At 38.1% G+C, this 25,427-nt stretch carries 21 protein-coding genes and 2 tRNA genes; 4 read left to right on the forward strand and 19 right to left on the reverse strand.

The genetic code is table 11. The features are described from left to right. Window positions 1-2: 2 nt before the first annotated feature. The 14 genes from ABN217_RS14290 to gpt form a co-directional block, all read right to left on the reverse strand. A tRNA-Arg gene (locus ABN217_RS14290) sits at window positions 3-76 on the reverse strand. A gap of 8 nt (window positions 77-84) precedes the next feature. Then, window positions 85-177 (reverse strand) — tRNA-Ser (locus ABN217_RS14295). Between the two features lie 465 nt (window positions 178-642). Beyond that, a complete protein-coding gene (gene csrA / locus ABN217_RS14300) occupies window positions 643-831 on the reverse strand; it encodes a carbon storage regulator CsrA (protein ID WP_004244778.1) in 189 nt (62 codons plus the stop codon). A 220-nt stretch (window positions 832-1,051) separates the two neighbouring features. Beyond that, window positions 1,052-3,679, reverse strand: a complete 2,628-nt coding sequence (alaS, locus tag ABN217_RS14305) for an alanine--tRNA ligase (RefSeq protein WP_072070884.1) — start codon at window positions 3,677-3,679, stop codon at window positions 1,052-1,054. A 903-nt stretch (window positions 3,680-4,582) separates the two neighbouring features. After that, window positions 4,583-5,650, reverse strand: a complete 1,068-nt coding sequence (recA, locus tag ABN217_RS14310) for a recombinase RecA (protein ID WP_072070885.1) — start codon at window positions 5,648-5,650, stop codon at window positions 4,583-4,585. A gap of 107 nt (window positions 5,651-5,757) precedes the next feature. Beyond that, the gene (gene pncC, locus ABN217_RS14315; protein ID WP_115350337.1) at window positions 5,758-6,264 is read right to left on the reverse strand and encodes a nicotinamide-nucleotide amidase; all 507 of its coding nucleotides are present in this window, start codon (window positions 6,262-6,264) and stop codon (window positions 5,758-5,760) included. Window positions 6,265-6,300: 36 nt separating this feature from the next. Next, complete coding sequence (gene lplT, locus ABN217_RS14320) at window positions 6,301-7,500, reverse strand: lysophospholipid transporter LplT (RefSeq protein WP_115350338.1); 1,200 nt, start codon at window positions 7,498-7,500, stop codon at window positions 6,301-6,303. Continuing rightward, window positions 7,500-9,659 (reverse strand): bifunctional acyl-ACP--phospholipid O-acyltransferase/long-chain-fatty-acid--ACP ligase, encoded by a 2,160-nt coding sequence (aas, locus tag ABN217_RS14325; protein ID WP_196553675.1) that lies wholly within the window; start codon window positions 9,657-9,659, stop codon window positions 7,500-7,502. Before aas ends, lplT begins: the two co-directional genes overlap by 1 nt. A gap of 103 nt (window positions 9,660-9,762) precedes the next feature. Continuing rightward, on the reverse strand, window positions 9,763-10,275 hold the full coding sequence (aroL, locus tag ABN217_RS14330) for a shikimate kinase AroL (protein ID WP_072070887.1): 513 nt from the start codon (window positions 10,273-10,275) through the stop codon (window positions 9,763-9,765). A gap of 143 nt (window positions 10,276-10,418) precedes the next feature. Next, window positions 10,419-11,672, reverse strand: coding sequence for a glutamate-5-semialdehyde dehydrogenase (locus ABN217_RS14335; RefSeq protein ID WP_197269461.1), 1,254 nt, complete (start codon window positions 11,670-11,672; stop codon window positions 10,419-10,421). Between the two features lie 10 nt (window positions 11,673-11,682). Next, a complete protein-coding gene (gene proB, locus ABN217_RS14340) occupies window positions 11,683-12,786 on the reverse strand; it encodes a glutamate 5-kinase (protein WP_072070889.1) in 1,104 nt (367 codons plus the stop codon). A 115-nt stretch (window positions 12,787-12,901) separates the two neighbouring features. Next, window positions 12,902-13,303 (reverse strand): sigma factor-binding protein Crl, encoded by a 402-nt coding sequence (crl, locus tag ABN217_RS14345; RefSeq protein WP_109409457.1) that lies wholly within the window; start codon window positions 13,301-13,303, stop codon window positions 12,902-12,904. Between the two features lie 71 nt (window positions 13,304-13,374). Next, the gene (gene frsA / locus ABN217_RS14350; protein ID WP_164526010.1) at window positions 13,375-14,625 is read right to left on the reverse strand and encodes an esterase FrsA; all 1,251 of its coding nucleotides are present in this window, start codon (window positions 14,623-14,625) and stop codon (window positions 13,375-13,377) included. Window positions 14,626-14,824: 199 nt separating this feature from the next. Beyond that, window positions 14,825-15,286, reverse strand: a complete 462-nt coding sequence (gene gpt, locus ABN217_RS14355; protein WP_023580994.1) for a xanthine phosphoribosyltransferase — start codon at window positions 15,284-15,286, stop codon at window positions 14,825-14,827. 351 nt (window positions 15,287-15,637) lie between these two features. Between gpt and pepD the strand changes: the two genes are divergently transcribed. Then, complete coding sequence (gene pepD / locus ABN217_RS14360) at window positions 15,638-17,095, forward strand: beta-Ala-His dipeptidase (protein ID WP_349459545.1); 1,458 nt, start codon at window positions 15,638-15,640, stop codon at window positions 17,093-17,095. Window positions 17,096-17,391: 296 nt separating this feature from the next. Further along, window positions 17,392-19,554, forward strand: coding sequence for a TonB-dependent siderophore receptor (locus ABN217_RS14365; RefSeq protein WP_349459546.1), 2,163 nt, complete (start codon window positions 17,392-17,394; stop codon window positions 19,552-19,554). Between the two features lie 67 nt (window positions 19,555-19,621). Here ABN217_RS14365 and dinB read toward each other — a convergent pair whose 3' ends face one another. After that, the gene (gene dinB / locus ABN217_RS14370; RefSeq protein WP_349459547.1) at window positions 19,622-20,677 is read right to left on the reverse strand and encodes a DNA polymerase IV; all 1,056 of its coding nucleotides are present in this window, start codon (window positions 20,675-20,677) and stop codon (window positions 19,622-19,624) included. Between the two features lie 232 nt (window positions 20,678-20,909). Here dinB and ABN217_RS14375 point away from each other — a divergent pair, with 232 nt between their 5' ends. Together ABN217_RS14375 and ABN217_RS14380 are read left to right on the forward strand one after the other, a co-directional pair. Then, the gene (locus tag ABN217_RS14375) at window positions 20,910-21,782 is read left to right on the forward strand and encodes a glycerophosphodiester phosphodiesterase family protein (RefSeq protein ID WP_196553669.1); all 873 of its coding nucleotides are present in this window, start codon (window positions 20,910-20,912) and stop codon (window positions 21,780-21,782) included. Between the two features lie 92 nt (window positions 21,783-21,874). Next, window positions 21,875-22,087 (forward strand): CsbD family protein, encoded by a 213-nt coding sequence (locus tag ABN217_RS14380; RefSeq protein WP_072070896.1) that lies wholly within the window; start codon window positions 21,875-21,877, stop codon window positions 22,085-22,087. A 148-nt stretch (window positions 22,088-22,235) separates the two neighbouring features. Here the strand turns inward: ABN217_RS14380 and nqrM are convergent, their stop codons facing one another. The 4 genes from nqrM to nqrE form a co-directional block, all read right to left on the reverse strand. Further along, entirely contained in the window at window positions 22,236-22,463 is a 228-nt protein-coding gene (nqrM, locus tag ABN217_RS14385; protein WP_197269465.1) for a (Na+)-NQR maturation NqrM, read from the reverse strand. 19 nt (window positions 22,464-22,482) lie between these two features. Continuing rightward, window positions 22,483-23,505: an FAD:protein FMN transferase gene (locus tag ABN217_RS14390; RefSeq protein WP_072070897.1), complete on the reverse strand. Its 1,023-nt coding sequence runs from the start codon at window positions 23,503-23,505 to the stop codon at window positions 22,483-22,485. An 80-nt stretch (window positions 23,506-23,585) separates the two neighbouring features. After that, on the reverse strand, window positions 23,586-24,812 hold the full coding sequence (gene nqrF / locus ABN217_RS14395; protein WP_072070898.1) for an NADH:ubiquinone reductase (Na(+)-transporting) subunit F: 1,227 nt from the start codon (window positions 24,810-24,812) through the stop codon (window positions 23,586-23,588). 16 nt (window positions 24,813-24,828) lie between these two features. Then, window positions 24,829-25,425, reverse strand: coding sequence for an NADH:ubiquinone reductase (Na(+)-transporting) subunit E (nqrE, locus tag ABN217_RS14400; RefSeq protein ID WP_006534792.1), 597 nt, complete (start codon window positions 25,423-25,425; stop codon window positions 24,829-24,831). Window positions 25,426-25,427 lie beyond the last annotated feature (2 nt).

Consider the following 25,427-nt stretch of genomic DNA (forward strand, 5'->3'; position numbering starts at 1 on the left):
GGTGCATCCTGGAGGATTCGAACCTCCGACCGCTCGGTTCGTAGCCGAGTACTCTATCCAGCTGAGCTAAGGATGCAATCTAAATGGCGGTGAGAGAGGGATTCGAACCCTCGATGCAGCTTTTGACCGCATACTCCCTTAGCAGGGGAGCGCCTTCAGCCTCTCGGCCATCTCACCATATTTAGAACCACTCGAAGAAGTTCTTACTGAACATCTCGTCTCTGTGTGGCGCACATATTACTTTCTCAGCCTAAGAAGTCAAACAATTTTTCTCAACTTTTTACGAATATACGTTTGTTTGGACACTTCACAAACAAACTGATGCGTTTATCAGCAAGATTGGCTAAAAAAGTCCTAAACACAATGATATCTCTGATGAAAAATCATTCAAGTATTTTATTCCCATAGCAAATATATTTATTCTCAAAACAAATAATTGTGAAGCGAATGATTAGAGGTAAAAAGAGTTTCAATTCTGTCAATCAGAATAAACGGATAGTGTAATAATAAATGCAACTCAAGGAGAGTGAAGATAGGAACCAAAAAGGGAATAAAAAGTCTTAGAAAGAGAAAAGCGCCCAGACCCGGCAAAAGTGTGGACGCTTACGAATGAATTGTAACTAACTAAAAATGGGAATTTGTTTAGTAGTTATCGGTAGGCTGAGTTTTCTCGGCCTGAATTCGTTGATAGATCTCTTCACGATGGACAGATACTTCTTTGGGTGCATTTACGCCAATCCGTACCTGATTACCTTTAACCCCTAAAACGGTTACGGTTACATCATCGCCTATCATAAGCGTTTCACCAACTCGACGAGTTAGAATAAGCATTCTTTGCTCCTTGAAAATTTACAAGAGTCGGGTCTCTAGAATTTCCCGGCCATTATCCATCATACATTGTCAATTCGTATAATCATTATTTATCACAAGTAACTCATACTTCATAACAAAATATAAATTTAGTGACTGATTATTTAACGGATCATCAATATCTCTATAAGGCGTTATCCCTATAAATCAGGAATAACGCCTTTTTTCAGGTTATTATCGCTTACAGATGCGATTCAACCCACTCGTCAACACTTGCCAAAGCCGCAGGTAAAGCATCAATATCAGTACCACCAGCTTGAGCCATATCAGGGCGACCACCACCTTTACCACCGATTTGCTGTGCTACAAAACTAATTAACTCACCTGCTTTAACTTTAGCAGTCAAATCTTTAGTGACCCCAACAATTAAGCTCACTTTACCATCAGAAATAGTAGAAAGCACAATAATTGCTGAACCCAATTGATTTTTTAAATCGTCAACCATAGTTCTTAACATTTTTGGCTCAACACCATTAAGCTCACGAACTAAAAGTTTGATACCTTTCACGTTTTTAGCTTGTCCACCTAAAGAAGAACTTTCTTGGGCAGCTTGCTGATCTTTTAGTTGTTGGAGTTCTTTTTCTAATAAGCGGTATTTTTCTTGGACTGTCTTAATTCTTTCAACCAAGTTTGTACCATCACTTTTTAGAACTTGTGCAACAAGAGAGATAAGGTCTGATTGCTCATGAACACTCTCAATTGCTGTAATACCTGTAATTGCCTCAATACGACGAATACCAGCAGCAGTGCCTGACTCACTGATAATACGGAACAAACCGATATCACCTGTTCTAGAAGCGTGAGTACCACCGCAAAGCTCAGTAGAGAAATCACCCATGGTTAAAACACGGACACGTTCATCGTATTTTTCACCAAACAGTGCCATAGCACCTTTCTCTTTAGCGTCTTCAAGATCCATTAACTCAGTGACTATTGGTGAGTTAAGACGGATTTGTGCATTTACAATGTCTTCGATTTCTCGCAACTGTTCTGGTTTAACTGCTTCAAAATGAGAGAAGTCAAAACGCAGATATTTATCGTTAACCAAAGAACCTTTTTGCGTAACATGCGTTCCCAGAACTTGGCGTAATGCAGCATGTAATAAGTGAGTCGCAGAGTGATTTAAACGAATGGCATCACGGCGAGCAATATCAATGTTAGCATTGATTTTATGGTTAACAATAAATGACCCTACGTTAACTTTACCAATATGGCCAATCGCTTTACCGTATTTTTGCGTATCTGTGACTTCAAACTGACTATCTTTGCCAGTCAGAACACCTTTATCGCCAACTTGGCCACCGGACTCGGCATAAAATGCCGTTTTATTTAAGAAGATAATCCCTTCTTCGCCCGCTTTTAATTCGGTGACTGATTGTCCATTGTGGAAAATAGCAGTAATTGTGCCCTGCTGTTCGTTATGCTCATAACCAGAGAAATCACTGCGGCTATCAACTTTAATAAGGCTATTATAGTCAGTACCGAAACCGCTGGATTCACGAGCACGTTTACGTTGCTCTTCCATCGCGACTTCAAAGCCTTTTTCATCAACTTTGATATTTCTTTCACGACAAACATCAGCAGTTAAATCGAGAGGGAAACCATATGTATCATAAAGGCGGAAAGCGGTTTCACCCGGAAGAACGTCATCTGTTAATTGAGCAAGCTCTTCATCTAATAGCTGGAGGCCACGTTCTAATGTACGAGCAAACTGCTCTTCTTCCGTTTTTAATACTTTTTCAACGATAGCTTGTTGGCGTTTTAATTCTTCCCCCGCTTCAGCCATCACTTCAATTAATGGAGCGACTAACTTATAGAAGAAGGTATCTTTGGCGCCAAGCATATAACCATGACGTACTGCACGACGAATAATTCGGCGCAGAACATAGCCACGACCTTCATTAGAAGGGATCACGCCATCGCAAATAAGGAATGAACAAGAACGAATATGGTCTGCAATAACGCGTAATGATTTATTTTCTAAATCCGTTGCATTAGTCACTTGTGCAACAGATTTAATTAAAGAACGGAATAAATCAATGTCATAGTTAGAGTTTACATGTTGTAAAACAGCGGTAATACGCTCTAACCCCATTCCCGTATCAACAGATGGTTTCGGCAGTGGATCCATAGTGCCATCTGATTGACGATTAAATTGCATGAAAACGATATTCCAGATCTCAATATAGCGATCGCCGTCTTCTTCTGGTGATCCTGGAGGTCCGCCCCAAATGTGGTCACCATGATCATAAAATATTTCGGTACAAGGTCCACAAGGGCCTGTGTCACCCATTTGCCAAAAGTTATCTGATGCAAATGGTGCACCTTTATTATCACCAATGCGGATTATTCTTTCGGCAGGAATACCAATTTCTTTATTCCAAATATCATAAGCTTCATCATCTGTGGCATATACCGTTACCCAAAGTCTTTCTTTAGGTAAGTTAAACCACTCTTTGCTGGTTAATAATTCCCAAGCAAAATTGATTGCGTCATGTTTGAAATAGTCACCAAAACTGAAATTACCTAGCATTTCAAAAAAGGTATGGTGACGAGCTGTATAACCCACATTTTCTAAATCATTATGTTTACCACCTGCACGCACACAGCGTTGTGCAGTTGTCGCTCGGGAATAAGGTCTATTGTCCAATCCAAGAAATACATCTTTGAATTGGTTCATCCCTGCGTTTGTAAACAGCAATGTTGGATCGTTATTTGGAACCAAAGAACTGCTAGGTACTATTTGATGTCCTTTAGTATGAAAAAAGTCGAGAAACGCCTGACGGATCTCAGCGGTGCTTTTGCTCATAATTATCCCGAAATCAAGCTGGAAAAACAGAAATTAGAAATCTAGTTAGAGGAGGTTTTTTATTACCTCTACTTAGCCAACGAATACATAAGTAGGGATAAGATAGAATTTCTTCAGTCAGAAGTAAAACCCCCGATAAACTTATTCGTGTTGACATTGTAAATCGTCTAGTTTTTTTCTGAAAGTGGGTTTGTTAACTGAGAATGGGGCTTTTCTCTATTTAAGAGAGATTATTCTAAGAAATGTAAGTAGTTTAAAGTATTTTCATTTTGTAATTATTAAAAACTATTTGTTATTGTTGGTTTTCTATCTCATCACATACTATACGTGTTTTTTCTTAAATAATTTCTTTTTCTTATAACAATCAATAATAAATACATAAGTATTATCACTTAACACGAACAATAAACTCACGATAACTAGCTAAAATAAAAGTATTTCTCAGTATAAAACCTATCTTATCACTAAATAATCTCTTAAATACTATCTTAATTAGATTCAAATATCTTGAAGATATTTATCTCTATTTGTCAATTATTTACTATCTAGCTCAACAAGATACTCGTAATGAGTCTTATTTAGATTGGTAATTTATGAGAATATATCATCAAAATTTCACTATATAAACTTTCATACAACTATAAAAATTAGTTAGTAAAAAATATCGTTATATCAAATAAAATAGTATTAAAGGCTACTTTTAATGGATAGATAATAGAATAAACCCGACATGAACCCTAAATTGGATAAATAGTACTGCATATAACAAAAAGGAAGCTTTTTAGAGCTTCCTTTTTTTAAGTGAGTTAAATCACATTAATTGACTAGCCATTTATCATAACAATGATAGTAATTTCCCTAAACATGGAATCAATTAGTTGTTTTATCACAAGCTAAGAGAGATTATTCTTCTGCCTCTCCGAGATCAGTTGCATCACCTTCATTCGTGAAATCAGCTGCACTTGTAAACTCACCTGCGTGGTTTAATAACATTTCACGTAGTTTCGTATTTAAATCATCGTACATTTCTGGATGCTCTTTTAGGTAAGTTGTTGCATTGGCTTTACCTTGACCAATCTTCTCACCATTGTAGCTGTACCATGCACCAGCTTTTTCTACCAATTTATGTTTAACACCTAAATCGATAAGCTCGCCAAAAGTATTAATACCTTCGCCATACATTATTTGGAATTCGGCTTGTTTAAATGGCGCTGCAATCTTGTTTTTTACGACTTTAACGCGAGTTTCACTACCCACAACTTCATCACCGTTTTTAACAGAACCGATGCGGCGAATATCTAAACGAACAGATGCGTAGAACTTAAGTGCATTACCACCAGTTGTGGTTTCAGGATTACCAAACATAACACCAATTTTCATACGAATTTGGTTTATGAAAATAAGTAATGTATTGGAGTTTTTCAAGTTACCCGCTAATTTACGCATAGCTTGGCTCATCATACGAGCAGCAAGACCTACGTGTGAATCGCCAATTTCACCTTCAATTTCAGCTTTTGGCGTTAACGCAGCCACTGAGTCAACAACGATAACATCAACAGCACCAGAGCGAGATAATGCATCACAAATTTCTAAGGCTTGCTCACCGGTATCTGGCTGAGAACACAGCAGATTATCAATATCTACGCCTAATTTTTTTGCATAAATTGGATCTAATGCGTGTTCAGCATCGATAAAAGCACAGATCTTACCTTCACGTTGAGCTGAAGCGATAACTTGTAGTGTTAAAGTTGTTTTACCTGAAGATTCTGGGCCATAGATTTCAACAATACGACCACGTGGTAAACCACCAGCACCTAAAGCAACGTCTAATGATAAAGAACCTGTAGAGATGGTTTCAACGTTCATGGAACGATCTTCGCCCAGACGCATGATAGACCCTTTACCAAATTGCTTTTCAATTTGACCAAGTGCTGCGGCCAATGCTTTTTGTTTGTTTTCATCAATAGCCATGTTATCTCCCTCTGGGCAGTGAAGCATAAGGATGGGTCACTACCATTAAAACGTGTATGATTTTGCTTGTTGAAATTCATTATACTGTATAATCATACAGTATCAAGTTAATTATTTATAATTTCTCTAAGTATTGATTTTAAAGAAAAAATAACAGATTCTGCTCTTACTTGCTCTCGTGAGCCACTGAAAATACAGTGTTTTGCAGTTACCTGAACACCGGTTGTTGTTTTAACAGCAAAGCCAAACCAAACTAAACCCACTGGTTTTTCTTTACTGCCACCACCAGGCCCTGCAATACCACTGACTGAAACAGCAAAATCTGCATTTGCGGCGCTAAGTGCACCTTTCGCCATCTGAAGAACGACCTCTTCACTAACAGCGCCGTATTTAATCAAGGTTTGTTCATCAACGCCTATCATTTCATGCTTTGCTTCGTTACTGTAGGTCACAAAGCCACGGTGATAATAATCAGAACTTCCTGCAATATCCGTGATGATTTTTGCAATCCATCCACCAGTGCAAGATTCTGCCGTTGTTATCGTGCTCTTCTTTTCAATTAACGCTTTACCCACCTCAATACTTAGGTGAGTCATTTCATCGTAATTTATCATTAAGGTTCATTTAACCTCTATTCTAAATTCTACTGTTTAAGATTTCTTTCTGGTGCAATCCCATAACCATAACCCACCAATTGCGAGTGCAAAAATGGCACCAAAACCAATTCCGATGGCAACAACAGAAATACCAATACTAGTGACTAGTGAGAACAAGCCTAACATTAATAGCATCGCTGTATTTTCACCTAAGTTTTGTACTGCGATAGCATTACCCGCTCCCACACTGTGTTTTCCTTTATCTTGTAATAGCGCATTTAATGGCACCACAAAGAAGCCACCAAAAACACCAATAACGATAAGGATTAAATAGGATGGAATAATTGAAGTTTGCAATGAAAAATAAACTACCCCAAGACCAATTAAAATGCCTGCTGGCATACAGCGACGTACTGTTTTCAGTGTCACAAATTTAGCGGCTAATCCAGCCCCTACAACAATACCAATAGCTACCATTGCATTTAATATAGTTGGAGTGGTGTTGTCAGTCATGCCCAATGCAATAGGTACCCATTGAACAAGCAGAAAACGCAAAGTCACCCCCGCGCCCCAAAACATACTTGTTCCCACTAAAGAAAAGCGACTTTCTTTATCTGCCCATAAAGTACGTGTTGCCTCAAGGAATTGAGCGAACATTTTTTTTATGTTCCAACCACGACCTATTTGAGCAGCTGATAATTTAGGTATGCCAAAGTTAACAAGAACTGCAAAAGCATACATTGCTGCACAGACACCTAATGCAAAAACAATACTCCAATCAGAGAGTAAACCACCAATCACTGATCCTAATAAAATAGCGGCTATGGTTGATGCTTCCATTAAACCATTTGCTTTTACTAAGCGTTCACCATCGGTTAATTCACCTAAAATACCATATTTAGCTGGTGAATAAACTGCCGCACCAATCCCAACTAAGGCGTAACCTAAGAATGGATCAGAGCCAACACAAATAAGAAATGCACCCACGAATTTTAAGATATTACCACTGAGCATAACCCTACCTTTAGGGTTACGATCAGCAACTTGCCCAACAAAAGGCGCTAAGAGAATAAAAGCCAGCACAAAGACCATTTGTAAAACAGGTTGGCTCCATTCAGGATAAAGAGCCGATTTAAACTGAGCTAAAATGGCAAAAAGTAATGCGTTATCAGCAAAAGCAGAAAGAAATTGTGATAACAATACTGCTTTCATTCCCCGACTCATTAACGGAGGCTGGCTAATATTCTCTGACATTAGTTATTTTCCTGTTCAGCTAGTTTTTTCAATGAGACAAAATCCGTTTTCCCACTCCCAAGAACAGGAATTTCTTTGATAAAACGAATATCCTTCGGTACAGCTATTTCAGCAACACCTTCTGCTTTAGCTAGTGTTGATAACGCGCTACGATCCAATTGGTTATCTGTTGTAAACAGCACCAATGATTCACCTCTGCGTTTATCACTAATCGTCACAACGGCATGCTCGCCAGTGGATGCTTTACGTGCAAGTTGCTCGACACCTTCAAGAGAGACCATCTCACCAGCAATTTTAGCAAAACGTTTTACACGCCCTTTAATAGTGCAAAAACCTTCGCTATCGATAGCAACAATATCCCCCGTGTCATACCAACCTTCTTCATCAATACCGTCTGCGTTTGTAGCTACAGGGACTTCTAGTTTTTCTGGTGATCCAACACGTAAATACCCCATCATCACATTTGGGCCACGTAATTGTAATCGTCCTCCTTCTGTGATCCCATTCATTGGGATAAGTCGGCCTTCCATACCCGGTAATAAACGGCCTACAGTATGTATTTTAGCGCTCATAGGTACGTTGATTGACACAACCGGTGCGCATTCGGTAACACCATAACCTTCTAAAATGCGGATACCGAACTTTTCTTGCCATAAAATACGGGTTGATTCTGATAGTTTTTCAGCACCAGCAACCACATACCTAACTCTGGCAAAATCGTAAGGATGAGCAAACTTTCCATAATTACCTAAAAAGGTTGATGTACCAAATAACACGGTACAATTTTGGTCATACGTTAATTCAGGCACAACGCGATAGTGTAATGGGCTTGGATAAAGAAAAACACGAGCGCCCAAGCAAATCGGTGTTAATAGACAAGCAGTTAGGCCAAATGCATGGAATAACGGTAATGCTGACATAAATTTATCTTTAGGTGAAAAGTCAGCAATAGCGCGAATTTGATCTACATTAGCCAGTAAACTTGAATGACTATGAACAACACCTTTAGGTGTACCTTCAGATCCTGACGTAAATAGAATAACCGCAGCATCAGTCGATTTTTGCGGTAACATCGCTTTATGTGGCGTAATAAGATGTTTAAATATCCAGCGTTTATCTTCACTCGTTACACTATCTTTGAGATCTTCAAGGTAAATCCAATTCGCTTCAGGGGTTTGTTCAGGAATATGTAATAAATTCCCTTTTTCTAAAAATTGCCGTGATGTAAAAATGGTTTTGATTGAAGCTGCTTTCATCGCATTTTGTACACCTAAGCTACCCGCAGTATAGTTAAGCATAGCAACAACACGTTGACGCATTGTTGCACCTAATAATGCAGCCGCTGTTACTGTTGTATTTGGAAGTAACAAACCAATACGTTCATTAGGCTCTGTGTATCGTTCAATGAGTCGGCTGATCCCTAATGTTTTTTTCAGTAATCCTTGGTAAGAATCTTCTTTTAGATTGATATCTGAAATTAACGGGCTAAATCGACCATATTGCGACATTGCCTGTAAAAATGCCTCATAGAGTGTAAGTTTAGGACGTGTATCCATGATGGCATTCATCATGATATCACGCATGGCTTCCCCTGCTAATCGACGACGCTCAGCTGATTTTTCTGCTTTTGGCATCGGTAAGTCAACGGCTGGAAGTACTTTGATTGTGATTTTAGGAAAGAAATGAGACTTCACTCGCAGACTTTTGCGTACTCGTGAAAAGTAGCTAAATTCAGCACCTTCAATCCTAACAGGAACAACTTTAGCGCCTGATTTAGCTGCAATAAAAGCAGCCCCTTCATAAATTTTCATTAATCCATTTGTTACTGTGATCCTTCCTTCAGGAAAAATCACCACAGGGCGACCTTTATCGACTTCTTTTACTAATTGGCGCACTGCCATTGGATTTGCGGGATCTAAAGGCACAATATCAGCATAACGACCTAACCATCTTGTCGTTTTTGCAGAAGCCACTGAGGTATAAACAGCAAACACAGGATTAATAGGTAGGAATAAACGTAATAATATACCGTCAATAAAAGAAGTATGATTCGGTGTAATTATACATTTTTCATATTGAGAAAACTGATTAACAAGTCCTTCAATTCTTATTCTAAATAAGAATTTAAATAGTGTTTTAAAAAACGCTATTAACATCATATCCATATCTCATTTTGCTATAATTAGTCTTACTATAAATAGGATGTGATGAAAATAAAATAGATGACCTCTGTTTTGCCCTTTATATCAGACGACTTCCTAATTATTTAGCAAGTTTTGCGAGAATTACCGCAATTATTTCATTAATAGATAACCCCGCATCAACAATAATATCTGCACATTGCATGTATAAAGGTTCACGCTTAATTAAAACATCATGCATTTCTGAAACTAATGTTTTACCTGTCAAACTAGGTCTTTGTGCTTCATTAGGATCTTGGGATAAACGTTCAACTAATGTTTCAAGTGAGGCCTGTAAATAAATTGTAACACCTGAGGTTTTCATATAAGCACGATTTTTATCTGCCAAAACCATACCGCCACCAGTTGAAATAACTTGATTAGGTTGACTTACTTGAATAAGAGCGTCTGATTCAATTTGACGAAAGAAATCCCAACCCTTCTCTTCCACCATAGAGGATATAGTTTGTTGATATTTTTGGGTTATCCAATAATCCGTATCAATAAATCTATAATTTAAAGAGAGAGAAAGCGCTTTACCTACTGTTGTTTTCCCTGCACCTCGAGGTCCGATAAGGTAAATTGTACTTTCCATAAAATGCACTATCTCCATAGTGTGTTCCCATTAGGGTGTAATTAAAAATTTACATACTGTAAAGTATGAAACATCATACCTGATGTAACAAAAAAATAAAGCCACACTTTAGAAAAGTATGGCTTATTTAATATTCTCAATAATTAGCGACGAATTGTATTATCACCGTAACCAATCCATTTATAAGTCGTTAAGGCATCTAATCCCATTGGGCCTCTGGCGTGTAATTTCTGCGTACTAACAGCAACTTCCGCCCCTAAGCCGAATTGCCCGCCATCTGTAAAGCGTGTACTTGCATTGACATACACTGCGGCAGAATCAACTTGACGAACAAAACGATCAGCATTAGAAATAGATTGCGTTAAAATAGCATCCGAATGCGCTGTACCATAGCGGCGAATATGACTAATAGCCTCGGTTAAGCCACCCACCACTTCTACATTTAGATCAAGTGATAACCATTCATCACAATAATCTGCGTCTTTTACATCAACAACAGTTGCTCCACCTTTTTTCAGTCCAGCTAATGCTGTTTCACTTGAGTGTAAAGTGACCTTTTGAGCAGCCATAGCATTACTTAGCTGTGGTAAAAATATATCTGCAATTTCTTCATGCACTAAAAGTGTTTCTAACGAATTACATGCACTTGGCCGTTGTACTTTGGCATTAACGATAACGGTTAATGCTTTTTCTAAATCGGCACTTTCATCAACAAATGTATGGCAAACACCAATCCCACCAGTGATAACAGGGATCGTTGATTGTTCACGGCATAATTTATGTAATCCAGCTCCGCCGCGAGGAATAAGCATATCAATATACTCATCCATTTTTAGCATTTTAGCGACTAACTCACGATCAGGTTTATCAATCGCCTGAATTGCTCCCGCAGGAATACCACATTTTTCTAAAGCTTGTTGAATAACGGTAACCACGGCTTGATTGGTATGATGTGTCTCTTTCCCGCCACGAAGAATGGCTGCATTACCGGTTTTTAAACATAATGAAGCAACATCAATGGTGACATTAGGGCGAGCTTCATAAATAACGCCAACAACACCTAACGGTACACGGCGACGTTCTAAACGTAAACCGCTGTCTAACATACGGCCATCAATAACTTGCCCCACAGGATCTTCTAAGCGACATACTTGTCGAACATCATCAGCAATAGCTTTTAAACGTTCAGAAGTCAGCAATAAACGATCAAGCATCGCGGCATTAATATTGGCTTCACGAGCTGCTTGCATATCTTTTTCGTTGGCGGCAAGAATTGAAGCTTCTTGTTGCTCTAATAAATCAGCCATAACCAGTAATGCCTGATTTTTTTGCTCTGTCGATAATTGAGCTAAATGCCAAGACGCTTCTCTTGCTGATTTACCCATTTGTTCTAACATCGAAGGCTCCTTAGCTAACAATCATATCGTCACGGTGCACAGCAACACTACCATACTCGTAACCTAAAATTTGACTAATTTCTTGTGAATGGTGTCCCGCAATTAAACGCAGTGCATCACTATTATAATGGGCAACACCATGAGCAAGATCTTTACCCTGTAAACTCTGAATGCGAATAACACATCCACGAGAGAAATCGCCTTTTATCTCTTTAATGCCTTTTGGTAAAAGGGAGCTACCTTTTTCTTTAATTGCTTTTTCAGCCCCTTCATCAACAATAATGACCCCCGCAATTGGCGCACCAAAAATCCATCTTTTACGTGCTTCGAGTGGGCTTTCTAATCCGTGGAATAACGTTCCTACAGGTTCATTATTGATAACTTTAGCAATAACTTCAGGTTGTACACCGGCTGCAATGACAACATCAATACCTGCGCGCCCAGCAACAGTAGCTGCTTGTAACTTTGTTGCCATGCCACCCGTACCCAAGCCAGATACGCTATCACCCGCCATTTCGCGTAATTCATCATTGATATCAAATACTTCTGGGATGAGTTTTGCTTCAGGATTACTACGAGGATCAGCTGTATACAGTCCTTCAATATCTGTCAGCAATAACAGCTTGTCTGCACTTCCTAAAATAGCGGCTAATGCAGACAGATTATCGTTATCACCCACTTTAATTTCTGCGGTTGCAACGGCATCGTTTTCATTAATAACGGGAATAATGCGATTATCTAATAATGCATGTAATGTATCACGCGCATTTAAGAAGCGTTCTCTATCTTCAATATCAGCTCGTGTTAACAACATCTGACCAATATGAATACCATAGATGGCAAATAATTGTTTCCATACTTGAATTAATGCGCTTTGGCCTACCGCGGCAAGTAACTGCTTAGAAGCAATAGTTGCGGGTAAATCAGGATAATTCAAATATTCACGCCCTGCTGCAATTGCACCAGAAGTAACAATAATAATCCGGTGACCTTTTTCGTGTTGTTTAGCGCATTGGCGAACCAGTTCAACAATATGAGACTGATCCAGACGTCGTGAACCACCAGTAAGTACACTTGTCCCTAATTTAACAACCAGTGTTTGGCTGCTACTCATAACATTTACCATTCTTGTTGATTATTTAAAAAGATAATACACAGTTTTATCAGGAGAGAAGCGTTATGCCAACCGACATAACGCAAAATCTATGAAAAGTTGCCCTAACACAAAATTAGGGCTGGATGGGAAGTGGAAATTTGTTCATTTTTTCATCTGGCATAAGTGTCATATCTAATTCACTCGCTGCCGTTTTAAGAAATTGATGAAAACGGATCAGTGTTTCATTGATTGATTCAGTAACATCATTTTTACTTATATTCTGATGTATCCAATCACCATTTTTATCGAATAGCCCAATTTGATAATGATAAATGAGCTGTTCATTGTTGCGCTCTAATTCCATCCACCAGCCCCAAAACTCACGTTTTTCTGGTACGACTTTCTTATTTACACAAACAGCTAAACAGTCAAAAAAGAACTGGTTCTCTTGGCATTGTTGCTCTCGGATATAAGGACCGATTTGAGCAAAACGTTTTAATAACTTACCTCGGGTAGGGTTCAAAGATGAAGTCATAAATTCAGTCTCCTTAGAAACTCTACTGTTATATAATCTAATATAATTAGCAAGTTATTGTTCATGATTAATTATATTAATTTGTCATAGATCCAATCAGCACTTTTTTGTAAAGCGAGCTCTAAACCTTCATAAAGTGGTTTTTCATTGATTGCTAAGATATCGCCATCCATAGAAGAACGAGCTATTAACTGAGAATCTTCTTTAGGGCTCATTTCATCACCTTTCCAGTAAACACCCATCATAGGTACTGGAATTCGTCGTCCAATCAGCCCTTGGTTTTTCAGTGAATAACTGCTTAATGACAGCCGAAGATTATTTTCATCAATATTCCATAAACCTAAACGACTCGCTAATACATCAAGATACATCACAGGAATTTTTTTCTGTAGCTCAGATTGCGTGAAGAATGTATGAATTAAAGGTCCTAAAGCAACAACACCTTTAATTAATTTAGGGTAGATATAAGCTAAACGTACAGCAATATTTCCCCCAAAACGAAAGCCCATTACGCCCACACGAGTATGATCAACCCAAGGTACTTCAGAAAGTTGCTTGAGAACTTCGCCTTGTAACTGACAGGTATCTTCAGTCAATTTTTGCTTTATCGAATAACCGATTGAAGGCATATCTAGCGTTAACATTGCAATGCCTTTCGGTGATAAATAATCCCTAAAGAAACTGACATAATCGCTTTGAAGACCATCTAACCCACCGCAGAATAATACTGTGGGATATGGGCCTCTACAATCTTTAGGTAAATGCAGAAAACCAGTTGTAGTTCCCTTCCCTTCTAATTTAAATGTGAGTTTTTTCACCTCAAAAGAGGAAAATTTTGTCGCATTCTCAAATGCTTTCATCGACAAAGTAACGGCCTGATCTGCTAAAAAATCACCATTAATAAAAGGATACGCAGCAATACTATACAGATGAGCAGCCCGCAACCAACAATCAGCGGCAGCATCTCCTGACTCTTTTCGCAATGCTTTTTGTTGCCAAATCATAGCTTGATGTGACCATTCATATGACCAGCCACCTTTGCGATACCCCACAACAGTATCAATAAATTTATCATCACTACGAGGTGCATCATGTACAGCAATTCGGCTCAAAACTTCTTCAATTTCGATAGGTGAAATACCACGCCAAATCCAAAGCAAACGCTGAATAGTACGATACCAATTTTGCTGGCTTGCACCATTAAGCACAGTATACGTATTAATATTCGATTTTGGATGAGTGTACTGAATTAGTGTTGAGGTTTCAGCGTGTTTTGCTCTAGGTTTAAATAGAGTTTCAGAAAGGTTTGTATTATTTGCCATATCACTCTTCAAATCAGTCGATATCGAATAAAAGGGGCCAAAAAATCTGGCTTTATCATAGCATGAAATCAATATGAACTGTGTATCACGACGAGTGTTCGCACGAAGATATAATACAAAGGAATAATAAAAACATAAAAACAAAAATCCCCGCCAAGGCGAGGATCTTAATTAAAACAGCCAAATAAACGTTATTAAATTATTTTTGATCGCAAACTGGCGGAATAAAGGCAACCCCCATATCCCAAGGCTGTTCAATCCAAGTATTTTGTGGAATATCAACCACGAAATCATCCACTAATGGGCGCCCTTCTGGTTTTGCGAAAATAGTCACAAAGTGGGCTTTTGGATACATATCACGGATAACTTTAGCTGTACCACCGGTATCAACTAAATCGTCAACAACGATAAAGCCTTCACCATCACCTTCTGCTTTTTTTAAGATTTTGAGGTCGCGCTGATGATCATGGTCATAGCTAGAAATGCAGACTGTATCCACATGACGGATACCTAATTCACGAGCAAGTAATGCAGCGGGAACTAATCCCCCACGGCTGACAGCAATAATGCCTGTCCATTGTTCGACTGGTAGTAAACGTTGCGCCAATTGACGGGCATGTATTTGCAACATATCCCACGTTACAACATATTTTTCGCTCATAATATTGTGATCCTAGCTACTTGAATGCGAGAGAAGCTTTTTTGCGGAAAAAAAGGTTGCGCGAGATTATAGTGATTTGAGCGCCTAAAAACCAGAGAAAACATGCAAAGAGATGAGATTATCCTCATTTTTTTCTGTATTTTCTTTTTATGATTAAAAAATGAACCATATAAAAAATGAATACAAATAGAGATCTAATTTCTTAGATAGAGATGTGAATAGAATGACGCATTCACCAGAAGAAAGTGATATTCTCAATTATATTGGCGTATAACGCTCAGAATAATAAAGCTAACCCTTAAAAAAGCGGTAGGCTATTAATAACACAGATGCTGTTAGAGGAGACCCATCGTGTCTGAACTATCTACTCTATCCCCACAACCACTATGGGATATTTTCGCAAAAATTTGTTCGATTCCACATCCATCACATCATGAAGAAGCTTTAGCTTCTCACATTCTTTCATGGGCAAGTGAAAAAGGTCTTTTTGCTGAGCGCGATGCGGTTGGTAATATTTTAATTCGCAAGCCTGCAACTAAAGGCATGGAAGATCGTAAAACAGTTGTTTTACAAGCACACTTAGATATGGTGCCACAAAAAAATAACGACACGGTTCACGACTTCACTAAAGATCCTATCCAACCTTATGTTGACGGTGAATGGATCAAAGCTAAAGGCACAACATTAGGTGCTGATAACGGTGTTGGTATGGCGTCTGCATTAGCAGTTTTGGCTGATGACACCGTAAAACATGGCCCATTAGAAGTTCTATTAACCATGACTGAAGAAACAGGCATGGACGGTGCTTTTGGTTTACAACCGGGTTGGTTACAAGCTGATATTCTTATCAACACAGACTCTGAAGAAGAAGGTGAAATCTACATGGGTTGTGCGGGTGGTATTGATGTTAAAACCACTGTAAACCTATCTTACGAAGCAATTCCTACAGGTCATGTTGTTAAGCAACTGGTACTGAAAGGATTAAATGGTGGTCACTCTGGTGGTGATATCCATTTAGGTTTAGGTAATGCAAATAAATTATTAGCACGTTTCTTAGCAGGTCATGCAGAAGAATTATCACTAAAACTAATTGATTTCCATGGTGGTACACTGCGCAATGCTATTCCTCGTGAAGCAAATATCGTATTTGCAATTCCAGCAGATAAAGTAAGCCAACTAGAAACAGTAAAAGCGAAATTTGAAGCATTATTAAAAAGCGAATTAGCCATTGCTGAAAAAAATCTGAAAATCGAGTTACTTGATACAACAACAGATAAGAAAGTATTTAAGGCAGACTGCCAAGAACGCTTAATCAACCTACTTAATGCCATGCCAAATGGCGTTATTCGTATGAGTGATGACGTTGAAGGTGTTGTTGAAACATCATTAAACGTCGGTGTTGTTAGCATTGTTGACGATAAAGTAGAAATCCTTTGCTTAATCCGTTCTTTGATTGATAGCGGAAAAACCTATGTTGTCAGCATGCTGACTGCATTAGCAAAACTAGCTAACGCTGATATCGAAACCAAAGGCGGTTACCCAGGCTGGAAACCTGATACAGACTCTCCTGTTATGCATTTAGTTCGTGATACCTATCAACAACTGTTTGATAAAGTGCCAAATATCATGGTAATCCACGCAGGTCTCGAGTGTGGCCTGTTCAAAAAACCTTACCCAGATATGGATATGGTTTCTATTGGACCAACAATCCGTGGTGCTCACTCACCAGATGAACGTGTTCATGTTAAAAGTGTTGGTCAATACTGGCAGTTATTAACAGCAATTTTAAAAGCGATCCCTGCTAAATAATCTCGCTTTAAATATCATAATGAAACCCGCTTAATTGGCGGGTTTTTTTGTTATTAACGCTATCATAAAGAAATAATTTATCTCTCCATACACACTCTATTTCCCTTAAGCATCATAATTTATTCCTTATAAAACAAATATCTCTCTGTCTTATTCCATTTTGGAATAAACAAATAATCTTAATAAATACAATTTACAGAATGCTAATCATTATCATTAGCATTAATATTTATTGAGTGATATTTTCATGCCTTCCGCATTTCAAATTAAAAAATAAAAATTCAAAGGGTTCTATTGTGTCTAACAAAAATTGTGTTGCTAGCGTTATTCTCGCCTTACCTTTAAGTTTACTCTCTGTTCAAATTCATGCGACAGTTAATCAAAATACATCTGAAAAGATAATTGTCACCGCTGAACCATCACAAGATCCACAATCTCCTGTTTCAGGTTTTATTGCCACAAAAACACTATCAACAAATAAAACACCAACTGAAATTGAAAAAACGCCACAATCTATTACGGTTATTACTCGTGATCAGATGGATGCGCAAGATGTCAGTTCCGTTTCACAAGCATTGCGCTATACACCGGGTGTTTTCACCGAATATCGAGGAAGTTCTAATCGTAATGACGAGGTTTTTATTCGTGGATACAGTTATGCACCTCGTTTCTTAGATGGTTTAAGCTATGGTATGGGAGCTTCATCATCAACAGGGGCACTTGATCCATGGTTATTAGAGCGCGTTGAAGTTGTTAGGGGGCCTGCATCTGTTCTTTATGGCCAAGTAAACCCGGGTGGCCTTGTTGCAATGACAAGTAAAAGACCCACTGCAACGTCTATTCGCCACATTCAAGTACGAGCTGGAAATGATAAATTGGCAGAAACTGCATTCGACTTTTCAGGTGCATTAAGTGATGACAATCGTATTCTTTATCGCCTAAATGGTATTGCCAAAACACAACACACTCAAATAAAAAACTATAAAGAAGAACGTTTTGCCCTCGCTCCCGCTATTACTTTTTTACCTAATGAACAAACACGTTTAACGTTATTAAGCTTTATTCAGCAAGAGCCTGAAGCGGGTTATCGTAACTTTTTACCCGCTTATGGTACGGTGAAAAAAACACCTGAAGGCACTATTCCTTTTGATTTCGATGTAAACAATCCTGATTATCACCAATCGTGGCGTCAACAATATGGCGTAGGCTATGAATTTGAACATGAATTTAGTGACTCACTCAAAATAATACAAAATGCTCGTTATAGTCATATTAATCAAAAATATAAATACCTTGTTTTCGGCTCATTAAGAAAAGACAATCCTTATGTGCTCGAACGTAGAGCTCAACAAGAACAACGTAAAACGGATACTTTAGGAATAGATACACGTTTACAATCTGATTTTACTACTGCAAAACTTAATCATACTGTGATTGTGGGTATTGATTATCAATGGAGTAAAGATCAAGATAATTTACGCCGAGCTATGGGCTCAGAGTACGACTTGGATTGGCGTGATCCTAATTATAATTATCCGATTAATATGAGCTTACAAAAAACTGCAACCGATCAGTTGCAAAAACGCGATCAAATCGGGTTATATCTACAAGATCAGATCCAATGGCAAAATTGGATATTACTTGCAGGTTTACGCCAAGACTGGGCGCAAGTACGAACTCATGACTTCTTAGCAACCACATATGATCAGCAAGATGATAATAAACTAACGGGTCGTGCTGGTCTTTTATATGCTTTTGATAATGGTGTTTCACCTTATATAAGTTACAGCACCTCTTTTGAGCCTAATTTACAAACCCGTAGAGCACCGGGTAGTGCGCCATTTGAGCCAAGTGAAGGACGCCAATTAGAAGCGGGTATTAAATACCTCACACCAAATCAGCAAACATTAGCAACGCTCTCTATTTATCAGTTACAACAACGTAATGTTACTAACTATAATGCCGAAAAAGCCTATTTTGAGCCTGTTGGTGAAATTAGAAGCCGTGGTATTGAAGCACAAATTAATAGCCAATTAACTGAAAATATCTCATTGATCAGTAGCTATGCTTACACCGATACAGAGGTCAAAAAAACCATTATTTCAGGAACGCAAGGAAAAGAGTTACCTAGAGTTCCTAAGCATATGGCATCATTTTGGGGTCAATATGATGAAACCTCAGGGCTATTTAATGGGGCTAAAGCGGGTTTTGGCGTGAGATATGTAGGTGTATCTCAAGGTGATACCAAAAATACAATCAGTGTCCCTGCGGTAACCTTGTATGATGCGATGATCGGTTATTCTTTAGATGAATTATCACCTTCTTTAAAAGGGGCTGAGATCCAATTAAATATGAATAATATTGCGAATAAACATTATGTTGCATCTTGTGCTGGTGATGCCGCATGCTTTTATGGAATAGGTAGAACAATGACAGCAACGATGAATTATCGCTGGTAAGATCATATAGAATAAATTAACTACGTTAGCCATAGCCAATCTATTGATCGGCTATGGTTTTTAATTCTTATAGCGCTAAAAGAAGTTGTCGTTCTATTTGTGGATCTTGCAAAGTGACATGAAATCCGATTAATCGTACACCTCGGCCATTTCGGCGTTTATGCCATGCTTGATAAGCGATATCTATTAAATCGGCTTTTTCTAAAATAGGATGAGTATGCTCTTGCGTCGTTAACTGAAAATCATCAAATTTTAGCTTAACGCCTTGCCTTGCGATCCTTAGATCGGGTTTAACCTTTGTGAGTCTTTTTTCTAATTCGTGATACAACCCATCAAGTAATACTAAGCAGTCATCCCATGAATTAATATTGTGGGCAAACGTCCGTTCAACACCTACCGATTTTCTAAGTCTATCGGGGTTAATTTCTCGCTCATCAATACCATGACTACGTTCCCAAAGGTTTTGTCCAAACTTTCCTAATGCTTTTACCAAAGAAATAACATCTGTACGACGAATATCAGCACAAGTTTCTAACCCCATTTCTTGCAAGCGAGCAAATGTTACCTTACCTACTCCTGGTATTTTATTAAGCGGTAATTTCAAAATAAAATCATCAACTTGCTCAGGAGTAATAACAAATTGTCCGTTAGGTTTATTAATATCAGAAGCAATTTTTGCCAGAAATTTAATTGGTGCAATGCCTGCGGATGCAGTGAGATTTAATTCATCAAAAATTTGTTGGCGTATTTCTTGAGCCATCAGCGTTGCAGAGCCATGACAAAGCTTGCTTTCAGAGACATCAAGATAAGCTTCATCAAGTGAAAGAGGTTCAATAAGATGAGTATATCGAGAAAATATCTGCCTGATCTTCGTTGAAGTTTCTTTATACAGAGCCATTCTGCCAGGCAATACTTTTAAATGAGGGCATAGCTTCAATGCTGTCGCGGTTGACATAGCACTACGGACACCAAAACGACGTGCAGGATAATTTGCAGTACAGACAACACCTCGGCTAGAGGCATTTCCACCAACCGCAATTGGGATCTCTTTTAGTGCTGGATTATCACGCATCTCAATCGCAGCATAAAAACAATCCATATCAACATGAATAATTTTACGCATACAATTACCTCATCTATTAACTGTTTAAATATACAGTAAATACATATTAACTACAATTTTTATTCACTCTTGACTCCCTCTAACGAGGTGTATTTCTCATAAAAATCTGAATTAGTCTGTTTATTTATAGAATTGTCACAAAGTGATGTTAGATTATTTTTGCTTGTTGATTAATTACATTTACTTTAAACATTGTTTTGTAACTACATATAAAACAAGGAAATAATTTTTCATGATCAAATTATTTATTGCTATTTCTCTCTTTTTTTATTCTGTAATTCTTATGGCATCTCCTAAAATTATCGCACATCGTGGTGGCACAGCTGATGCCCCAGAAAATACTGAAATTGCTATAAAAACAGCACTCTCTAATCAAGCTGATGCAATTTGGATCACTATTCAATTATCAAAAGATAACATTCCTGTACTTTACCGTCCTAGTGACTTAAAAAGCTTAACAAATGGACAAGGCACTATTTCTGAATTTACAGCACAGCAACTTAAACAATGGGATGCTGGCTATAAATTCGGAGAAGCACAGCAATATCCTTATCGAAATAAAGGGATCACTATTCCTACCTTAGATGAAATTTTAACTCAATTTCCCACTACTCAATTTTATCTTGATTTAAAATCACCTGATGCTGATCCCGTTATTCAAGGTGAAGCATTAGCTACAGTTCTCAGTAAGCATAATGCACTTGATAGAACCCGTGTTTATTCCACTAACACTGCCTTTCTTGAAGCACTCCCGACTAATGTAGAGCGTTTTGAAAGTCGTGATATTACTCGCGATATCCTCGCCAATATTACTATGAGTCACGTTTGCTTATTGCCTGAAAACCTAGATATTACTCGTTGGTATGGGCTTGAATTACATAGAAAAGTAGAAGTTGTTGAAAAATATACTTTAGGTGAGGCGCGATCAGCTTCTGTTCTTAGTTGGGATAAGGATGCTATGTCATGTTTTCGTGCTGGTGGCAATGCCCATATTGTTCTTTTTGGTATCAACACCGAAAAAGATTATATTCAAGCTACCGAATTAGGTGCTGATGCCGTCATGGTTGACTCTCCAGCTAAAATGAAAGAATTTAGAAAAGAGTAAATAACTCTATTTAAGCTTTCACTTTTATATTCACTTTATTCTCTTCTACACTTAATAGTGTTATCCGATAGAAATAAGTAAGGAGGAATAAAATGTTAAACAATAAAATTTCTGGTGATTGGAATTTATTCAAAGGAAAAGTAAAAGAAAAATGGGGGAAGATCACCCATGATGAACTTGATATTATCGAAGGTACACGAGAGCAACTCATTGGTAAACTTCAAGAACATTATGACTATTCCTATGAAGAAGCCAAAAAAGAAGTTTTAGAATGGGAGGGGCAAAACCCTTATCCATGGAAGTGAACCTTTAACGCAAGAGTTCACTTTTTATTATCCTACTTCTATTCTATTAAAAACTTTTTTTAGAATACTTATATTTTTAGAATGAATAAAAAAGAGTGATGGTAATTAAAGCCCATCACTCTTTTTTTATCTAAATATATTTTTATTATTAAATAATTCGATTCTTTTTCAGTAACTCTTCTCGTGCGGACTCTTTTGCCATACGTTTTTTACGTGCATCACAAGGTTCAGGACAATCACACTCTTTTTCTATACCCATAGCCCCTAAACCACCGCAACTACCTTGAAGGCTTTTACGCTTTACAATATATCCTAACGCCATTCCAAAGAAGGCAATCAAGAATAAGATGAAGGCAAAAAGAAATATTTTTAACATAACCTTCTCTCCTTAAATTCTATTTTTTCAAGAACGGGGCGAACGCTTTACTATAGCGCTCTTCAAACCCATTTTCAGTTTTCACTATCATAAAGACAGGAATATTTAGTTCATTTGCTACTTCTAACCCCTTTTCAGGTCCTAAAACATTCAATCCTGTAGAAAGGCCATCAGCACTCATGCAAGTGGGGACAATCACAGTAATAGAAACAAGGTTATGTTTAATAGGATGACCTGTAGTTGGGTCAATAGTATGAGAATAACGGACACCGTTTTCTTCAAAGTAGTTACGATAATCACCAGAGGTTGCAATTGAATTATCACCCGGTTCAATAATTAACTGAACACTCTGTTTTGTACCATCATTAGCTGGTTTCTCAATCGCTATACGCCAAAGCTTGTCATTGCCATTTACGCCTTGTGTTCTTACTTCACCACCAATATCAACCATATAATTAGTGATATTCTGTGATATTAAATACTCAGCGACAGCATCGACACCATAGCCTTTAGCAATAGAAGAGAGATCGACATAAAGCTCAGGGATCTTCTTGATCAGCATATTTCCTTCAACAGCGAGGTAATCAATACCAATCCACTGTTTACGCTTTGCTAATTCATCTTCAGAAGGTTGGTGAGTAAATCGACCTTCTGGTCCAAATCCCCATAAATTTACTAACGGCCCAACGGTTACATCTAAAGCACCGTTCGTAATTTTATTAATACGAATGGCTTCACTCACTACTTTAGCAGTCGCAGGCGAAACAGGGAATGGTGTATTAATTTCACGACTTTGATTGAAACGACTCAATTCAGAATGAGGACGATATGTTGACATTTGATCGTTAACTTCTTCAAGAATACGATCGATCTCTGTTTGTAAGACGTTTTGTGGAGGTGAATTACTATCGGGGACATATTTAATCGAGTAATAAGTTCCCATTGTTTCGCCTTCTAATACCTGCTGTTTTTCACCACATGCAGACAATAGAACTAAAGCAGACAGCATCACTATCCAATTTATCATCTTTCTTTTTAACATAACTCTCTCTTCTGATCATGAGCGCCCACATAAGTGGGCGCTTGTCATTTCATTCATTTATGCTTTATGGGAGGTTAGGATCAACCGCCAAAGTCATCCAGCATAATGTTTTCATCTTCAACGCCTAAATCTTTGAGCATTTTAATAACAGCAGCGTTCATTACTGGCGGTCCACACATATAGAATTCACAATCTTCTGGTGCTGGATGATTTTTGAGGTAATTCTCAAACAACACATTGTGAATAAATCCAGTATATCCCGTCCAGTTATCTTCAGGTAAAGCATCTGAAAGTGCGACATTCCATGTGAAGTTTTCGTTTTCTTTTGCAAGCATATCGAAGTCTTCAGTGTAGAACATTTCACGCACAGAACGAGCACCATACCAGAAGCTAATTTTACGTTTAGAATGTAAGCGTTTTAACTGATCAAAAATGTGTGAGCGCATTGGTGCCATACCTGCACCACCACCAATGAAGATCATCTCTGCATCAGTTTCTTTAGCGAAGAATTCACCAAATGGCCCTGAAATTGTCACTTTATCACCTGGCTTTAATGACCAAATGTATGATGACATTATACCTGGTGGTACATCAGGATTACGTGGTGGTGGTGTTGCAATACGCACGTTTAACATGATGATGCCATGCTCTTCAGGATAGTTTGCCATTGAGTAAGCACGTACTGTGGTTTCTTTTACATCAGAAACGTAGCGGAATAAGTTAAATTTATCCCAGTCTTCACGATACTCTTCTGGCACATCAAAATCTTCATAACGCACGGTGTGAGGTGGACATTCGATCTGAATAAATCCACCTGCACGGAAAGGTACAACTTCACCTTCAGGAATTTTTAATACTAATTCTTTAATGAAAGTTGCTTTGTTATCGTTTGAGATAACTTCACATTCCCATTTTTTAACACCGAAGATTTCTTCTGGTAATTCTAACTTAAGGTTGTTTTTTACGTTGACCTGACAGGCTAAACGACAACCCTCTTTAGCTTCACGCTTGTTAATATGCGAAAGTTCTGTCGGCAGAATATCACCGCCCCCCTCAAGCACTTTAACGCGACACTGGCCACAAGAGCCACCGCCACCACAAGCCGATGAAATAAAAATACCTTCGTTTGATAATACGTTTAGTAATTTATCACCTGCTGGTGCATTAAAGCTTTTGTCTGGGTCTCCATTGACCTCAACTGAAATATCCCCTGTATTGACCAGTTTTGATTTTGCGAACAAAATCAACGCTGTTAATACCAATACAATCAGGGTAAACATCACGACACCTAGAATAATTATATCCATGAGTTCTTCTCACCCTTTATAGCTGAACACCAGAGAAGGACATGAAACCTAATGCCATCAACCCTGTGGTGACAAAAGTAACGCCTAATCCTTTCATACCTGCCGGTACATCCGCGTACTTCATTTTCTCACGGATAGAAGCCAACAATACGATGGCTAACATCCAACCAATTCCAGAGCCGAAACCATAAACAATAGATTCACTAAAGTTATAGTCACGTTGTGCCATAAATGACACACCACCGAAAATGGCGCAGTTAACGGTAATAAGAGGCAAGAAGATCCCTAATGCGTTATACAGCGCAGGGAAATAACGGTCTAAAATCATCTCTAGGATTTGTACCAGTGCGGCTATCACACCAATGAAAGTGATAAAGTTTAAGAAACTTAAATCGACACCTTCCATTAATGCATTATCACGTAACACATAGTTGTAAACCAAGTTATTCAGTGGTACAGAAAGACCTAGAACAACAGTAACAGCGATACCTAATCCAAATGCCGTTTTTACGTTTTTAGATACAGCGAGGAATGTACACATCCCTAAGAAAAACGCGAGCGCCATATTCTCAATAAAAACAGCACGAACAAACAGGCTTATATAATGTTCCATGG

Origin of the sequence: Proteus sp. fly-1067, assembly GCF_040139345.1 — a bacterium.
Classification (GTDB): Bacteria; Pseudomonadota; Gammaproteobacteria; order Enterobacterales; family Enterobacteriaceae; genus Proteus; species Proteus vulgaris_B.

What these genes read in the sequence shown, in the direction of transcription:
- csrA (WP_004244778.1), bottom strand. Translation starts at nt 831, where the DNA reads ATGCTTATTCTAACTCGTCGAGTTGGTGAAACGCTTATGATAGGCGAT.
- alaS (WP_072070884.1), bottom strand. Translation starts at nt 3,679, where the DNA reads ATGAGCAAAAGCACCGCTGAGATCCGTCAGGCGTTTCTCGACTTTTTT.
- recA (WP_072070885.1), bottom strand. Translation starts at nt 5,650, where the DNA reads ATGGCTATTGATGAAAACAAACAAAAAGCATTGGCCGCAGCACTTGGT.
- pncC (WP_115350337.1), bottom strand. Translation starts at nt 6,264, where the DNA reads ATGATAAATTACGATGAAATGACTCACCTAAGTATTGAGGTGGGTAAA.
- lplT (WP_115350338.1), bottom strand. Translation starts at nt 7,500, where the DNA reads ATGTCAGAGAATATTAGCCAGCCTCCGTTAATGAGTCGGGGAATGAAA.
- aas (WP_196553675.1), bottom strand. Translation starts at nt 9,659, where the DNA reads ATGATGTTAATAGCGTTTTTTAAAACACTATTTAAATTCTTATTTAGA.
- aroL (WP_072070887.1), bottom strand. Translation starts at nt 10,275, where the DNA reads ATGGAAAGTACAATTTACCTTATCGGACCTCGAGGTGCAGGGAAAACA.
- ABN217_RS14335 (WP_197269461.1), bottom strand. Translation starts at nt 11,672, where the DNA reads ATGTTAGAACAAATGGGTAAATCAGCAAGAGAAGCGTCTTGGCATTTA.
- proB (WP_072070889.1), bottom strand. Translation starts at nt 12,786, where the DNA reads ATGAGTAGCAGCCAAACACTGGTTGTTAAATTAGGGACAAGTGTACTT.
- crl (WP_109409457.1), bottom strand. Translation starts at nt 13,303, where the DNA reads ATGACTTCATCTTTGAACCCTACCCGAGGTAAGTTATTAAAACGTTTT.
- frsA (WP_164526010.1), bottom strand. Translation starts at nt 14,625, where the DNA reads ATGGCAAATAATACAAACCTTTCTGAAACTCTATTTAAACCTAGAGCA.
- gpt (WP_023580994.1), bottom strand. Translation starts at nt 15,286, where the DNA reads ATGAGCGAAAAATATGTTGTAACGTGGGATATGTTGCAAATACATGCC.
- dinB (WP_349459547.1), bottom strand. Translation starts at nt 20,677, where the DNA reads ATGCGTAAAATTATTCATGTTGATATGGATTGTTTTTATGCTGCGATT.
- ABN217_RS14375 (WP_196553669.1), top strand. Translation starts at nt 20,910, where the DNA reads ATGATCAAATTATTTATTGCTATTTCTCTCTTTTTTTATTCTGTAATT.
- ABN217_RS14380 (WP_072070896.1), top strand. Translation starts at nt 21,875, where the DNA reads ATGTTAAACAATAAAATTTCTGGTGATTGGAATTTATTCAAAGGAAAA.
- nqrM (WP_197269465.1), bottom strand. Translation starts at nt 22,463, where the DNA reads ATGTTAAAAATATTTCTTTTTGCCTTCATCTTATTCTTGATTGCCTTC.
- ABN217_RS14390 (WP_072070897.1), bottom strand. Translation starts at nt 23,505, where the DNA reads ATGTTAAAAAGAAAGATGATAAATTGGATAGTGATGCTGTCTGCTTTA.
- nqrF (WP_072070898.1), bottom strand. Translation starts at nt 24,812, where the DNA reads ATGGATATAATTATTCTAGGTGTCGTGATGTTTACCCTGATTGTATTG.
- nqrE (WP_006534792.1), bottom strand. Translation starts at nt 25,425, where the DNA reads ATGGAACATTATATAAGCCTGTTTGTTCGTGCTGTTTTTATTGAGAAT.